We start from the raw sequence: 13,957 nt of genomic DNA, 5'->3' as shown, positions 1-13,957 counted from the left end.
GAGGCCCATCGGCTACTTTCGCCCAATTGCAGACATTCACCTAGCATACCGCGCTACCCAAGAGCAGTCGTTCCACAGATTATGCTTTCAACGTCCGCGTAGGGGTGGGAAGCGGAATGGCGGCTTTTGGCGAGAAAACTTCCGAACCGGACGTGTGAGTGTCTATGTCGGTCTAAAAAGCGATCCAGCCATCACCACACGTTGGGCCCGGGATCCCACCACCTCGAGAATACGTGGCCCGTTGTGCAATAGCCCCAGATCATCTTCGCGCAGCATGGTCTTGAGGCGCCTGTCCACACGACTCCGCAATCGAGGAAGTTCGATTTCGACCGGGATCTCATCGGGAGATGAGAGCGGGACAAAAACTACAGCATCGAGCATGGCGAGCGCTTTGCTGACATTGGCCAGTTCACGGCCACTCGGAAGCCACTCAAAGCCCTCACCAGCGCTGACCACCTCCAGATAGGCGAGAAAGTCGAGTGGACAGCGGTCGAAGATCACGTCCCGGCCACCAGCATGACCCAAGATCAGCTTACAGCTTTCGGCAAGCTGCTTTTCAAGATCAGCTGTCGTAGCTCCATTGGCAAATGGGACGCCTTGCTGCTCAAGAAGCCAATAGGGCTCGGGCACGCTTTCATAAGCGCGATGAACGGCTGTGAAGTCGTCGATAAATGTCGTCTTGCCACTACCATGCGTCCCCGTCACTGCAATATGCATGATTCCTCCCTCCAGGGGCATTTACGACGTCGATTTCACTTGAGCAAGAACAGACGGATCAGGTCTAGCGAAGGCCCTTATTGTTCGGGCCGGCGACTGCTAGCCCCGTCTTTCATCTCAAAACACTCAGTCAGCTTCTAGCTCCCTTGAACCGCAGCTTCTGGAAAACGGTCCGAATTCCTCGAACGACCACAATGGAGTCGGAAGCGGTCATAGATGGCAGGTTCGCAGTGTCAGCAATCTCATGGGCGACAACCGAAACCGGACCGACCGTTTCGGGCATCAGAAGCTGACACTGAGCTTGGCGTTGAACCCGTTTTGTTTGGAGCCGGACGCAAACTGACCGTCATAGGAGATGCCGAGTGTGGCATCTTCTGTCAGCTTGAAATCAAGTCCTGCGCCGATGAGAGCTGCATCTTCAGCGATTGGAAGCCCGAAGACCGTGAAGGCATCCGAACCGATAAAGCTTGCGGTGGAAACCGGTGTGATATCACCATAGGCATGTCGCCAGCCAAGATCCGTCCGCGCTGTTGCCGTGATGCTGCCCAGAGCAAACTCTGTCGATGCGCGAAGCCCGAGCGTCGAGAAGCTCGTGTCCGTCGTGTCGGACTGAACCGAAAGGGCGGCGGCTGTCTGGCCCTTTTCATCAAGTCCGTCGGTCTTTAGGCGAACATAGGCAAGACCCGCATAAGGCTCGAACAGGGCTTTGCCATAGTGGAGCTTATAGCCAAGTTCGCCAAAGACCTGGAAAGTTCCCGCATCATAATCGCCGCTCAGATTATCGGCCAAGGCGGTGAAGGCGACAGAACGGTTCATGTCGATATTATGCCATGTATAGGCAAGACCGGACCGGAATGCCAAGGCATGTCCATTATTGAGCGTCCATTCCTTTCCTGCATAGGCGCCGAGTGTATGATTATCGCTGCTGCCCGACGAGGCGCGATCATCCGCATCGAAGCTGGAATGGCTGTAGCCGGCCAGAAGTCCGAGACGCCATGTGTCGAGGACAGTACCGTCGATACCGGTGACAAACCCGCCAACAGAGGATTCTACCGATCCTGCCTTGCTATTGCTATCCTGTCTCGTCCATGCGCCATATGCATAGCCCCAGGCGGTATAGAGATTTTGAGCAGGAGCAATGCTGGCCGGAGCTGCGGCATCGATGGCCGAGGCGGAAGCCGATACATGCCTTTGCGAGCCGGCATAGGACAGCGCATTAATCGGCGTTGCCGGAGCGCCGCCAAACGCCTGCTGCAGACGACCAAGGGCTGCATTGCGAATAAACTGGCTGTCGTTGATCAGTACGCCTTTCGCGGAAGCGTAAGCCTCGCCGGAAAGGCTGTCGAAGGCTGCACGCGCCTCATCGGCCGACAGCATCAGCACGCTGTTATAGAGCGCAAGCGACGAACCCGTCTGCTGCAGACTATCCAGTCCTCCGGCCGTCGCATATTGATTGCGGGTCTGGGCCACAGTCGTGAAGAGGGCAGGGGAGGGCTTTTCAGGTTCAGGGGTTTCCGGGTCAACAGGTGTACCGGGCGTTGGCGTTTCAGGATCGACCGGTACCACTGGATCTTCTTTGATCGCGATATTCAGAAGAATATCGTTCGCCATATAATTTACGGACAGATTGAGAAAGGCTGATTTTGAGACAACATTATCAAAAGTCCCGCTGAGACCGCCGTCAGCGTGCAGAATGGTATAGCTTTGCCCGCTTTGATAACTCGTTTTGGGATCTATGGCAGAAACGGAAAGCATGCCGCCAGAAATCGTGGTCATGCCTGTGACACCCACGATATCAGAACGGCGATTTGAGGGACCACTTGCAGAAATTTCGACTTCAAGCGTTGAGCCGGGTGCGAGCGTCAGATTGCCATCGACAGTCAGGATGCCGATGGAATTGCCCGGCGACAAGATACCACCTGACTGAACTGTCGTTTCCCCGACGGAGCCGTAACCGCCAAGAGTAGCTCCGGATAGAACATTGATGGACCCGCCAAGTGCAGCGCCGCTGTTGTTCGCGTCGCCGACAATCAGTTTGCCTTCCGCAACTGTCGTCGTGCCACTGAAATTATAGTTGTCGCCGTTGAGAAGAAGAGTGTCTGTACTTCTTTTGACGAGATTGCCGCCCTGCGAAATGTCGAACTGGCCTGAGAAACTACCACCATACACGTACAGAGAACTGCTCGCCCACGACACCGTGCCGCCAATGCCTGGCGTCGCATCCTGCAAGTTGCGAATTGTGCCACCATAAGTGGACATATCCAGCGTTGCGCCTGACGCCACGCGTGTTGCACCGGCGACGGCCGTAATATTTCCCAGCGAACTGTTGCCGTTTACAAGGCGTCCATATGAAACCGTTATGGTCGCATCGGAGCTTGTAGGCGTGCCGATGACGTCCATGACGACGGTTCCAGCACCGTCGGAGGCTCCAATTACCACGTCGCCTTGAAGGGAAAAATACTGGCCACCGCCACCGTTCAACCAGAGCGCAGTGTCAGTTGCCGCGCTGATTGTGCTCGTTGTGCGAGCAACAATTAGGTAATCGTTGAGCGTAGAGCTGCTGGCGGAAGAATGCAGACGGCCACCGTTGAGCGTGATCAGTCCAGTACCCATCGCGTCAATGACATTACCGCCATCTTGATGATCGGCAATCAAAGTACCAGCTGAAATCGTCGTTCCGCCGGTGTAAATATTGCTCCCCGACAATGTCAGTGTTCCCAAACCCTGCTTTATCAAGGCCCCGGGTCCTGAAATTGCAGCTCCGGAGCCGAAATGCAGCGTTGCAGACGTGCCTATCGTATTAAAAACGGTATCTGATGCCAGTTCGACGCTGACGGAGTTGCCGTAACCGAAATCCGGTACATGCGTTTGATTGTGGGCGACGACATTCACGAACGCACGCCCGTCGGCGTCCGAAAATGTCAGTGTACCATTATTGAAAAAATATCCGCCATACACGTCTCCCAGAATATTGAGCTCCCCAACGGTGGCTTGCTGTCCGCCAAGATTAACATTGAAACTGACACCTTCCATTGCGTTGAAGGTTGCGACTGCCCCCGGCGCGTTGGGCACAGTGGTTTCCTGCCATCGAGTCGACTCTGACCAGAGTCCAGGACCTGTGACCCAAGTTTCCGCCTGGCTTGCAAGCGGCAAACTGATTGAAGCTGTGAGGGCGACGGAAGAAAGCCATAATAAATGCCTTTTCTGTCGAGAAAACTCCGCGTGCGAAGAACCGGTTTTCGAAAAATTCTGCCCCATTACTGCCCCCTGATGCGCAGTCAGTCACTACGTTGCAGTTTTATAAATCAGGAACAGCTATATTGCCAACAGACTACATGGCATTTGCAATATAATCTCACAGAGGAGTGTCTTCTATTAAGTAGATGAGAAGCTGTTGAGGCGTGAATGATGATTAGTTTCTCATTACAAGAGCCGCGACGCCCGTCCACTACGCCGTTTGGCATTGTTGTAATACTCGGACGCCTGTTGCACAGAGCGATGGCGCGATTGTTCCACGGCTTCAGGGAGTGGAATGCCACGATTGGCCGCTTCGGTGAGATAACCGGAACGGAGGCCGTGGGCCGAGAATTCCTTGCCATCAAGCCCGGCCATTTGCGCCCGCTGTTTGACGATCCGGTTGACGGCGCTGGGTTCAAGCGCACGCGCCGAAACATTACCGCAGCGATCGACTTTTCGAAACACGCTGCCCTTGTCGATTTTTGCCACTTCTAGCCAGCGAGTGAGGGCTTCGATGGGTGGGCCGGTCAGATAGACGATTTCATCGTGATCGGCTCCACTGGTTTTGGTGCGTCCGAGATGGATGCCGAGCGAAGGGAGGGGGGAGCCGTCCGCATCGGTGACAGGGACCTGTTTGACAAGCTGTTCCGTCCGCAAGCTGGCTACTTCGCTGCGGCGGCGGCCACCGGAAGCAAAGGCCACCATCAGGATGGCCCGATCGCGCAGCGCTGTCAGATCCTCACCAGAACAGGTCGCTAGCAATTTGCCCAGAATATCAGCGGTGATGGCATTGGCGCTTTTGCGGGCTCTGGGCCGGTTGATGGCACGCACTGCAAGCAGGATGACCGATTTGACGGACGGCGATGAAAACGATCCTTCCAGACCGCGCCAGCGGGTCAGCGTCGACCAGTTGGCAAGACCTCGACGGACCGTTGCCGGTGCATGTGGCCGCGACACTCGCAGAAAGCCTTGTTGGCGCAATTCCTCTTCCACGTCGGCCGGCATGCCGTGACCGGGATCGACCGCGCGTTGCTCTGGCCGCCGCAGATGATGAGCGACAAATTTCAGGGGCAGGGCTTCAGGTGCCGGAAAGGGGAGGGGGCTGCCGGTTGCGGCCATTGACCAGGCTTCGAGATAGGCCAGATCCGAAGTCAGCGCGCGCAGGGTGTTTTCGCCCATGCCTTCATTGACCAGATGGCGCAGGGTTTCGATATCCTGATCGGTAATCTCAACGCCATGGCGAGGCGCACGCTGGGTCAGGTTGCAGGGCTAGGTGCATCCCTAATAGCTTCAGGATTGAGCCTCGTCGCCACGCCTTTTCGCCATAGGCTTGGGTGCCACCGCAGTCGTGCTCGGAGAATTGTCGTTTCGCGTCGGCGACGCTCCAGTCGTACCCATTGTTTCTAGCGGAGAGAATAGGCACAGCAGATAGCCCGATTACCATTGCATCTCACCAGTCTAGGGACATCGGCTGGTGTCCAGAAATTCATGCGGCTTTATCATACCACATCACCTGAAATTATCTGCCTGATTAGTCTTCTTGTTTTCATTACAGGAGCGCTCGAAACGACCGAAAATGGGTATTTGTGACGTAACTAGTCAGTAGTTTCGTAAGCGATTTTACCGTTTTCGGCATGTGCATGCCTCATAGCCTCCGGCAAATAGTCGGCCAGGTTTCATACCGATGTGAGCAGGAACGTCGAGCAAAGTTGTAACACGCAGCGCCTTGGCCATGGCAATTGAAGCCTCTGCACAAATGGTGGCATCTTCGGCAGCATTATGATGTTTGAAGCTCAATCCCAAATAACTGGCCAGTACATTTAATTTATGTGACGACAAATCGGGCCAGACCTTTTGCGCCATTTTGACCGAGCAAAGATATTGAAGCGCGGGATAGCTCTGTCGGTATTGATCAAGACACGCACGCCAGACACTGAAATCAAATGAAGCGTTATGCGCAATCATTGTTGCGCCGCAGAAATCATCGGCAAACTCATTCATAACTTCAGGAAATTCAGCCGCATCTTCGACATGTTCCGGTCTAATGCCATGAATGGCGATGTTAAAAGAAGAAAAGCGCATCTCTTTGGGGCGGATCAATCGTTCGACGACACGCATAACGCGGCCGTTTTCAATCCATGCCAAGCCCACTGAGCAGGCGCTTCCCCGCTGTTCATTTGCGGTTTCAAAATCAACGGCAATAATTTTCAAGTTGCGCTCCAGCTATTGTTTAAGCTGTTTAAGTCTAAGCTCGACAATTGGCAAACGTGGACGGCCAGCAGAAACTGAGGCACATCCCCAAATTCCAGCGAAAGGAAAACGGGATTGCTGAACTGCGTCGACTACCGATCAACTCATACGATCAGCCTTGCCGCTTTTCCTGATTTGCATTCAGCATAATTGTAGTAGTGCGCTGCGTGATTGACGGATTTATGCTGCGACTGCTGCATAAACTCGGACAGGGAATGCCGTTGCGGGCGGCTTGTGTGAGATTGCCAAAGCGCCGGCCTCCAAACTTTGAGATTATGCTGCTTCTTGCAGAATAGTGCGGATAGGCAGTTGTGCTGTACCAAGATATCCTGCAACCATCCTGGTGATATGCTCCACAATATCGGCTTCATCGGAAAGTGAGTGGCCGCAGTCATTGAGAACGATGGCATGGGTCAATGTCTCTATTGGAAAGTGTAGCCAGCATCTTGTCGACCATTGTTCCGAACTCCCCCGAGACTCACGTGGATCAAGTATCGTGAGCACCGTTTCGACAGAACTTGTGGCTGCACTAAAGCCCGGCTAGCATCGGCTCAACCGCTTTCCCGTTCTGCCCCCCGAATCCATGATGGAAGCCACCGTGAACGAACCGACCGCCATTGAAATTTCAGCCGCAGCCGCATCTCATAAGGGCGAATTTTTCCTAGTCGATGCCGGCTTCTTGGGCAACGGCAGGGTCCCCGGCATAGAAATCGCCAACGAAGAGAAGCTGGTCCAGCCGGGGATGAATGTCGTCTCGCGTCCTAACGGAATGCCAGATCAGTATCCGGAGCGTCCCCACCTGGTTCATGTACCGGAGAAGGGCGGAATGCCACGTGATCTGGAAGAATTCGCTGGCATATGGATTGTGTCGGAGCCTTTGAAGCAACTGTTTGAGGAGATGGACGCCGAGGCGTTTGCATTTATGGCATGCGACTTCAGCCTTGCTGACGGGACCCTCGGTCCTCAGTACTACCTAGGCAATGTGCTGCGCAGACTCGATGCCCTGGATGAAGCCTCCTCTCGCGTAAGGATCAAGCTCGACCACAATTATCAGACCGGCGAGGACGAGAAACTTTATAGCCTCGTCGGCGGAGCCAGCTTGGTGTTCAAACCGGATGTTGTGGGAGATGCCCATATCTTCCGCCAGGATCGCATGGGAGCACCTCCCATCTGCGACCGCGCCATGTTTGATGCATTGAGTGCGGCCAACTACTCCGGCGTACGGCTGCGAGATGTAGCCGATATCTAAGAAGGACCCCATTAAACGGATTCTTGAATGAGGTTTGTGCTCATGGTCGAGGCACCGGTTTTTCAGGGGCACCATCTGAGAACGCGGCATCCATGCACTCAGACGGGAAATCCAAGGACTGAGCGTCTGCCTGGATCGGTCTCACCTGGCTGAGCAAGGCCCGAACTATTCGTTCAAAAACCAATGACGATGGCTCCAAATTGTTCATTGAAAGCTATCACGTGGTCGGGCCAGGGGCGGATGGTCGCCTCTCAACCCCGATGTCAGACATCTGGGCTGGACTTTCAAAGCAACCTTGACGCGCGTCCGCTGCGCCGTTTGGCGTTGTTGTAATAGTCGGACGCTTGCTGCACGGAGCGATGCCGCGATTGTTCCATGGCTTCGGGCAGGGAAATGCCGCGATTGGCGGCTTCGGTGAGGTAGCCTGAACGTAAGCCGTGTGCCGAGAATTCTCTCGCGTCGAGGCCGGCCATCTCAGCTCGCTTTTTGACGATCGCGTTGATGGCGCTCGGTTCGAGTGCACGTGCGGATACATTGCCCCAACGATCGATTTTGCGAAAAACACTGCCATTTTCGATCTTTGACGCTTCCAGCCAGCGGTTAAGGGCTTCGACGGGCCGGCCGGTCAGATAGACGGTTTCATCGTGATCGGCACCACTGGTTTTGGTGCGACCGAGATGGATGCCAAGAGAGGGGAGGGAGGAACCATCTTCGTCAGCGACAGGCACCTGTTTGACAAGCTGTTCTACGCGCAAGCCGGCGACTTCGCTGCGCCTGCGCCCGCCTGAGGCAAAGGCCACCATCAGGATAGCTCGGTCGCGCAAAGCGGTCAGATCCTTGCCGGAACAGGTCGCGAGCAACTTGCTCAGAATATCGCCGGTAATGGCATTGGCGCTCTTGCGGCTGCGCGGCCGGTTGATGGCGCGCACCGCGAGGCGGATTGCCGATTTGACGGACGGCGATGAAAACGATCCTCCCAGACCGCGCCAGCGGGTCAGCGTCGACCAGTTGGCGAGACGACGACGGACCGTTGCCGGTGCATGTGGCCCCGACACGCGCAGAAAGCCTTGTTGGCGCAATTCCTCTTCCACGTCGGCCGGCATGCCGTGACCGGGATCGACCGCGCGTTGCTCTGGCCGCCACAGATGATGGGCGACAAACTTCAGCACCAGGGCTTCAGGTGCCGGGAAGGGCAGGGGGCTGCCGGTTGCAGCCATCGACCAGGCTTCGAGATAGGCCAGATCCGAAGTCAGCGCGCGCAGCGTGTTTTCGCCCATGCCTTCATTGACCAGATGGCGCAGGGTTTCGATATCCTGATCGGTCAATAGCCTGGCGAGCCTGTCGCGGCGGTTCATCGGCAAGACAGCGGCAATCGTATCTAAAGTCTCGGTGCGTTTTTCAATCGAACCTGACGACGAGCTGCTCATTTCGGCAGTCCGTTATCGTCATATAGTTCATCGTGGTTCGAAGTCTGGTGCGTGTTTGCAGGCTTTCCCTTAAGCGCCAGCGCCCAGACTTCATACCATGTGCCCTGGCCGTTCTGCGAAATTGGCACGATCGCGGCGATAGGATCGCCAGCTCGACAGATGACAACCTCGTCATCGCGCAAAACGAAGTCAATTAGTTCGTCAAATCGCTCCGCTGCCTCGGCAATGTCCACGAATACCTTCACCGCCACTACCCTTACCCGACGCGCTCACGCAGAATCGCGTCGAACGCCAGATCCGCCGAGATGAAAGTGCAGTGCTCAAGCCGCGCCTGAGCGGCAAGAATCCGGTCCCACGGATCGCGATGTTCCCAATCAAAATTTGCTGCAAGTTCGGCATGCAGATCGGTGATGGCTAGTGTTTGCAGGCCGCTTCCCGTGACGGCTGCCCGCAGTTCCTGGGGCTTGAGATCAAGTTTGTTCAGGCGCATCTTGTTGTCCAGCTCATAGAACGTGACCGCACTGACGAGGATGGCATTTGCCTTGTCCTCGATCAGCGATCGTGCCTTCGTGGACAGGCGATCATTACCGATTGTCCACGAGTAGACGGCGTGGCTGTCGAGCAGGATTTTCATTGCGTGTTTTCGCTATTGTTGGATTTGCCTTGCCAGACGCCGGTATCATCATTCCAGTCTCCGGCATCGATCGCCGCCTGCTCTGCATCAACTGTATCGAACAGGTTGTCGGGCAGGCCACGATGGCGCAACAGGCCAAAAGGGCGCTTGCCACCGTCCGCTGCTGGACCGATGCGGGCGTAAACTTCGTTGCCACGCATGATGATGATCTCTTCGCCCTGGTTGGCGCGATCAAGGACTTCGGCGAAATTCTTGCGGGCTTCGCTGATCTTGTAGCTTGTCTGGGGCATCAGGGCCTCCGAAATTGGTTGTACGCCATTGATACCATTGTTTTACAGCACCTACGAGTTCCTCGTACACATCACCTCCGATAACCTATACTTATCGATGGTTAGAAGCCAACATGGTTAATGTCACGGTAACGATACCTATAGCTTATTTGGATTTAATTAATGGTCTAGAAATCAATGATTTCAATGATATGATTTCGATAAATGTCAATTGTGCGGGAGTCGCATATGGGTAAGCGGGGCAGATTTAGAGACAGCGCCATATCTCTAAACACAGTCTCCCACATAATGGCTGAATGCGCATTCTCTTTTGCAATTTCATAACAGGATCGAATGAAGGCGTCGGAAGGCCTGTCATGTCTGAGATCGATATTGACTCACTAAGTGAGGACGAACTTTACGCGTTGAGCGGCCGAATCTACGACCGTATCACGATGCTGGAGCGGAAACGGGAACGTTCCGCGCTTTCAAGATACGGCAGTGGTCTGCGGATCATCGTCGCGGCGCCTGGCTATGGCCAGATGATCGGCACCACGGCCTTCTTCCTCAGCAAAGAGTGCGCGTTCCTTTGCGGTTCCGAGCAATGACTTTAGATCGAGTGCGGTTCCAGAGCTGAGATTGATCAGGTTTATCGGTTGGGAGGCAATTCCGCCGTCCTGCTCGTTTCCATCGGCGGCGAGGTGTGGCGGGTATTTAACGGTTTTGTCGCTGAGCCGATGGCGTTAAGTGACTTGATGTTCTGCTCCGCGATCGCTTGGTTTCAGAAAATGTCAACGATGTCGATACGATCAACCTTGCCTGTCAACTGTTCGATCGCCTCACATTCGGCCGACCTATAATGTAGACGAGCCTCAATTCCTGGGTAATGCTGGCCGTGTACATAGCATCACAAACAGCCTCGAAGCACTGCGTAATTCTCTTTGATGTTTTCATGCAATTGAATGGCGTTCAAAACACCCTTACGTTGTAGGCGTGGATGAATCACTGTGAGAGTTTTGATGGTCGCTGAGGTTGGCCCGTGGGCAAAAGAAAAGCTGGATATCCTGGCCCGCTATCTCGATTTCTATACGAAGGTCCTGAAGAACCAGCCGTGGCGCACCATCTATGTCGACGCATTTGCGGGAGGCGGGCGCGCAAGAATTCGTACCAAAAATGCGTCGCTCGCGATGCCCAATATATTGGAAGCACCTGCCGAACAAGATTCTGAGCACGCTCAATTCCTTGATGGATCACCCAGGGTTGCGCTTAGCATAGCCAACCCCTTTTCACGTTATGTTTTTATAGAGCCCGATGCGAACCGCGCACAGGAACTGAGTGATGTCGAAGCCGAATTCGGCGAGCGCCAGAAGATAACGAAACTAAAAGTGCCAGCAGCAAAAGGAATTGCTTGGGTCGCCAGCCAGGCAATTTCGAAGAGTAGTCATCGGGGCGTCGCGTTTCTCGACCCTTTTGGAGCGAGACTCGAGTGGTCGAGTGTACGGACCCTGGCGAATACCGGACTGTTCGAGGTTGTCGTGAATTTCGCGCTTAACATGGCGCTCAATCGAATGCTCCCCAATGATGGCAATGTTCCCGTCGCTTGGGCAGACACGTTGGACCGCTACTTCGGTAGCCGCGAATGGTTCGATGAGGTCTACTCGTCCGATGCTCATGGCCTGTTCGCAACAACAGAACTTCGCAAACGAGACGATTATTCTGACCGCTTGCTAGAATTATATAGGCGGAACCTGAAGGACGCATTCGGCTTTGTGTCTACGCCCAGACTGATCCGCAACACGCGTGGCGCACCGCTTTACTATTTGCTTTGGGCCGGCCCGCATCGCAAGGGCCTTGAGGGCGCGGAATACATCCTGAGAATGGGTGATAAGCTACCTAAGGTTCGGTAGTGGTCTACTTAGCAACAAGCGGAATTCTGCTCAGCGATTTTCAATCGGTCGTAGAAGTTGATGGAATGTTCGTTGTGGGTTGAGCCTGATAGTATCCGCTACCTTTATGGTACTGGCCTTGCGGCGCTCGCCTCCCGATTTGGTCGTGACCTTGAGTTCGGGATGGCCAACCAGCGATGAAAGTATGTCAGCCGAATGCGCAGGCGTCAAATTGTAGATGCTTTCGTAGAAATCAAGGACATTAATCGCATGGCCCCGCTCGATTAGAAGTCGAGGGACATCATCCCGTAGTTGTTCGACCGCTGCTGTGCGCCCTGCTTGATCGAATAGGTAAAGGTGGCCGTCTGTATGGCGAGCGTTGTAACTCAGCATATTCAGACCAGCCCGGCCGAAATGGGCTTGCGAGCTGCTGTTGTCATGCAAGACGTTGTTATAGACTTGACGGGCGCGGTACGACTTGGCGAAGTGGATGAACCAGTAACGCCATCCATCTGGATTGTGGATGGAGAAGGGGCTCACAAATGGCGCGCAGACCTGAAACGCATCGAACACGAGGCGCTCAGCCGTGCCCAGCCACCGTTCGTTGCTCATAGGAAAATTTAACTGTTCAATATCTCGGCTTGGCAAGCCAAGGAAAGCCAGTTGTGACAGCAAGAGATCGGGTTTTGTTCGGCTCAAAAAGGCCAGGAACGACTGGATACTAAAGGTGTAAAAAATTTCAGATTGGTAGGTCCGGATAATATCTACCAAGGTAGCGCGGTCGACATAGCTGTGTCCGCATTGATCCAGGTTGAACAACGCATTCGTAATTTTCGCCGATGTCAGTATTGTTTTGATCTTTGGATAAGCGTCTTCGAATGGCTCATTGAGGATGCTGGTCTCAATCCGAAGATTCTTGCTGGTTTCCCGCACTTCTGCAAGCAATGGAGCAATATTCTGCCTAAGTAGAGAAACCGCGGCCGGGTCGGCGTCGTTCAGAATCAAGTGGCATTCAAGGTCAATTTTGGAAAGCCCTTCGATCGCCCGTGCCAGATTTATCTGCTCGGCAGCCACCCGCATTCGGTCAACGAATATAAGCGGCGATCCCACGGCGCCCCCAGCATATCGTCCCGCTCCAGCGAAGCCATCGACTATGGCGAAGCGAAAGCGTGGCTGCTGCGGGTGCTTACATCTTACGACTATATATTGCAGAACATATTCGTGCAAAATTTTGTGTTTGCGCTTCGAGTGCTCGTCAAGCTGCGCGCCACCTTCCCAATCATAACGCTTCCTGGCCACTCATCCCCCGCTGTAAAAACGTTTTGTGGTCAGCTCATGGTACTGCCTGGATTGGCATTTGGTCCCATGTGCGACCCTTATATTCTCGACCATTTGCTTTCTTCGACCGCCGTTTGTTATCTTTGCCCCACGTTCCCCATTGTTTGAAAAAGAACGCCGTATCGTGTTCTAGGCAAGTGTCGTATATCTCATCGATCCACTCCTCCTGCAGTGGTCGAGCAGATTTGCCGCTTTCGCCGCCAACTATAGCCCAGTGAATACTCGTGAGATCAATGGCTCCGACAGGACCGATCAGCGGTTCAAAAGAGATGAAGCGAATGGCTGCCGGCACTTGACGGAGGTGGTCAATGCGTGCCGTCACGGCTTTGTCCTCTACACTGGTTCCAAGCCACACGTTCGGCAGAATTTCACCAATCACTTGGCGGACAACATTCGCCATACGTCCTGGCCGTTTGGTGAGAATCTGGTAGTTGTGATGTGGCGTCTCGCGCATCACCTGCCAAACTTTTAGAATGAATTCATCGGAGACCGAATCATGGAAAAGGTCGCTCATTGAATTGACGAAAATCTTGCGAGGCTTTTTCCAAGCATGTGGAATGAGGAGAGCCGATTCATCTTCCCGCACAACTCCGGTCCATATTGTCCTTGTACCGCTCCTACGGGTTAGGCCAACGTATTTGTCAACGTGCATAGCTTCCAGTCGCTTGGCCATAGCCATCGCATAGCAGTTGGTGCATCCAGCGGACATTATGCTGCAACCCGCGATGGGATTCCATGTCGCGTCGGTCCATTCGATCTGTGTCTCAGCCATTTGCAACCCTCCGATAATCCGGGCGATTTGACATCAAAATATCCTTAATTACAGTTAATTTACAGCACTCATTTTCAAATAGTAGAGATGCCTTTTTCGCTTTTCACTACGTGAAAGTCTTTATCTCGTGGACCGAGCTTAACGTATATAGCAACTTCTATTCTTGTCTTATTTGATC

The 13,957-nt window shown here is 54.0% G+C and carries 12 protein-coding genes and 1 pseudogene; 3 read left to right on the top strand and 10 right to left on the bottom strand.

What is annotated here, in order from left to right:
* Nucleotides 1–162 precede the first annotated feature (162 nt).
* From QSJ70_RS16475 to QSJ70_RS16460, 4 genes and pseudogenes are all read right to left on the bottom strand, one after another.
* The gene (locus tag QSJ70_RS16475; RefSeq protein ID WP_285537922.1) at nucleotides 163–717 is read right to left on the bottom strand and encodes an AAA family ATPase; all 555 of its coding nucleotides are present in this window, start codon (nucleotides 715–717) and stop codon (nucleotides 163–165) included.
* Nucleotides 718–999: 282 nt separating this feature from the next.
* A complete protein-coding gene (locus QSJ70_RS16470) occupies nucleotides 1,000–3,789 on the bottom strand; it encodes an autotransporter outer membrane beta-barrel domain-containing protein (RefSeq protein ID WP_285537921.1) in 2,790 nt (929 codons plus the stop codon).
* A 351-nt stretch (nucleotides 3,790–4,140) separates the two neighbouring features.
* Nucleotides 4,141–5,181: pseudogene (locus QSJ70_RS16465) on the bottom strand (site-specific integrase); the annotation flags it as partial.
* 393 nt (nucleotides 5,182–5,574) lie between these two features.
* The gene (locus QSJ70_RS16460; RefSeq protein ID WP_285537919.1) at nucleotides 5,575–6,165 is read right to left on the bottom strand and encodes a 3'-5' exonuclease; all 591 of its coding nucleotides are present in this window, start codon (nucleotides 6,163–6,165) and stop codon (nucleotides 5,575–5,577) included.
* A 637-nt stretch (nucleotides 6,166–6,802) separates the two neighbouring features.
* On the opposite strand from QSJ70_RS16460, the gene QSJ70_RS16450 reads away from it, so the two are divergent.
* Nucleotides 6,803–7,453: an imm11 family protein gene (locus tag QSJ70_RS16450; protein WP_285537917.1), complete on the top strand. Its 651-nt coding sequence runs from the start codon at nucleotides 6,803–6,805 to the stop codon at nucleotides 7,451–7,453.
* A 284-nt stretch (nucleotides 7,454–7,737) separates the two neighbouring features.
* Here QSJ70_RS16450 and QSJ70_RS16445 read toward each other — a convergent pair whose 3' ends face one another.
* Genes QSJ70_RS16445 through QSJ70_RS16430 form a run of 4 tightly spaced genes read right to left on the bottom strand, consistent with a single transcriptional unit; the run spans nucleotide 7,738 to nucleotide 9,804 of the window.
* The gene (locus tag QSJ70_RS16445; protein ID WP_285537915.1) at nucleotides 7,738–8,880 is read right to left on the bottom strand and encodes a site-specific integrase; all 1,143 of its coding nucleotides are present in this window, start codon (nucleotides 8,878–8,880) and stop codon (nucleotides 7,738–7,740) included.
* The gene (locus tag QSJ70_RS16440; protein WP_285537913.1) at nucleotides 8,877–9,125 is read right to left on the bottom strand and encodes a type II toxin-antitoxin system Phd/YefM family antitoxin; all 249 of its coding nucleotides are present in this window, start codon (nucleotides 9,123–9,125) and stop codon (nucleotides 8,877–8,879) included. The genes QSJ70_RS16445 and QSJ70_RS16440 overlap by 4 nt, the downstream gene beginning before the upstream one ends.
* A gap of 11 nt (nucleotides 9,126–9,136) precedes the next feature.
* Nucleotides 9,137–9,514 carry a type II toxin-antitoxin system VapC family toxin gene (locus tag QSJ70_RS16435; protein ID WP_285537909.1) on the bottom strand — a complete coding sequence of 126 codons (378 nt, stop codon included), beginning with the start codon at nucleotides 9,512–9,514 and terminating at the stop codon, nucleotides 9,137–9,139.
* On the bottom strand, nucleotides 9,511–9,804 hold the full coding sequence (locus tag QSJ70_RS16430; protein ID WP_105543448.1) for a type II toxin-antitoxin system Phd/YefM family antitoxin: 294 nt from the start codon (nucleotides 9,802–9,804) through the stop codon (nucleotides 9,511–9,513). The genes QSJ70_RS16435 and QSJ70_RS16430 overlap by 4 nt, the downstream gene beginning before the upstream one ends.
* A 356-nt stretch (nucleotides 9,805–10,160) precedes the next feature.
* Between QSJ70_RS16430 and QSJ70_RS16425 the strand changes: the two genes are divergently transcribed.
* A complete protein-coding gene (locus QSJ70_RS16425) occupies nucleotides 10,161–10,391 on the top strand; it encodes a hypothetical protein (RefSeq protein WP_285537903.1) in 231 nt (76 codons plus the stop codon).
* Between the two features lie 411 nt (nucleotides 10,392–10,802).
* The gene (gene tcmP, locus QSJ70_RS16420; RefSeq protein WP_285537901.1) at nucleotides 10,803–11,690 is read left to right on the top strand and encodes a three-Cys-motif partner protein TcmP; all 888 of its coding nucleotides are present in this window, start codon (nucleotides 10,803–10,805) and stop codon (nucleotides 11,688–11,690) included.
* Nucleotides 11,691–11,720: 30 nt separating this feature from the next.
* Here tcmP and QSJ70_RS16415 read toward each other — a convergent pair whose 3' ends face one another.
* Nucleotides 11,721–12,968, bottom strand: a complete 1,248-nt coding sequence (locus QSJ70_RS16415) for a three-Cys-motif partner protein TcmP (RefSeq protein ID WP_285537899.1) — start codon at nucleotides 12,966–12,968, stop codon at nucleotides 11,721–11,723.
* A gap of 34 nt (nucleotides 12,969–13,002) precedes the next feature.
* Nucleotides 13,003–13,779: a phage Gp37/Gp68 family protein gene (locus QSJ70_RS16410; RefSeq protein ID WP_285537897.1), complete on the bottom strand. Its 777-nt coding sequence runs from the start codon at nucleotides 13,777–13,779 to the stop codon at nucleotides 13,003–13,005.
* Between the last annotated feature and the right edge of the window lie 178 nt (nucleotides 13,780–13,957).

This window comes from Brucella sp. NBRC 12950 (genome assembly GCF_030268145.1).
Taxonomy (GTDB): domain Bacteria; phylum Pseudomonadota; class Alphaproteobacteria; order Rhizobiales; family Rhizobiaceae; genus Brucella.
The sequence above is the reverse complement of the archived record's forward strand: the minus strand, read 5'-3'. Positions and strand labels throughout refer to the sequence as shown.

What these genes read in the sequence shown, in the direction of transcription:
- QSJ70_RS16475 (WP_285537922.1), bottom strand. Translation starts at nt 717, where the DNA reads ATGCATATTGCAGTGACGGGGACGCATGGTAGTGGCAAGACGACATTT.
- QSJ70_RS16445 (WP_285537915.1), bottom strand. Translation starts at nt 8,880, where the DNA reads ATGAGCAGCTCGTCGTCAGGTTCGATTGAAAAACGCACCGAGACTTTA.
- QSJ70_RS16435 (WP_285537909.1), bottom strand. Translation starts at nt 9,514, where the DNA reads ATGAAAATCCTGCTCGACAGCCACGCCGTCTACTCGTGGACAATCGGT.
- QSJ70_RS16430 (WP_105543448.1), bottom strand. Translation starts at nt 9,804, where the DNA reads ATGCCCCAGACAAGCTACAAGATCAGCGAAGCCCGCAAGAATTTCGCC.
- QSJ70_RS16425 (WP_285537903.1), top strand. Translation starts at nt 10,161, where the DNA reads ATGTCTGAGATCGATATTGACTCACTAAGTGAGGACGAACTTTACGCG.
- tcmP (WP_285537901.1), top strand. Translation starts at nt 10,803, where the DNA reads ATGGTCGCTGAGGTTGGCCCGTGGGCAAAAGAAAAGCTGGATATCCTG.
- QSJ70_RS16410 (WP_285537897.1), bottom strand. Translation starts at nt 13,779, where the DNA reads ATGGCTGAGACACAGATCGAATGGACCGACGCGACATGGAATCCCATC.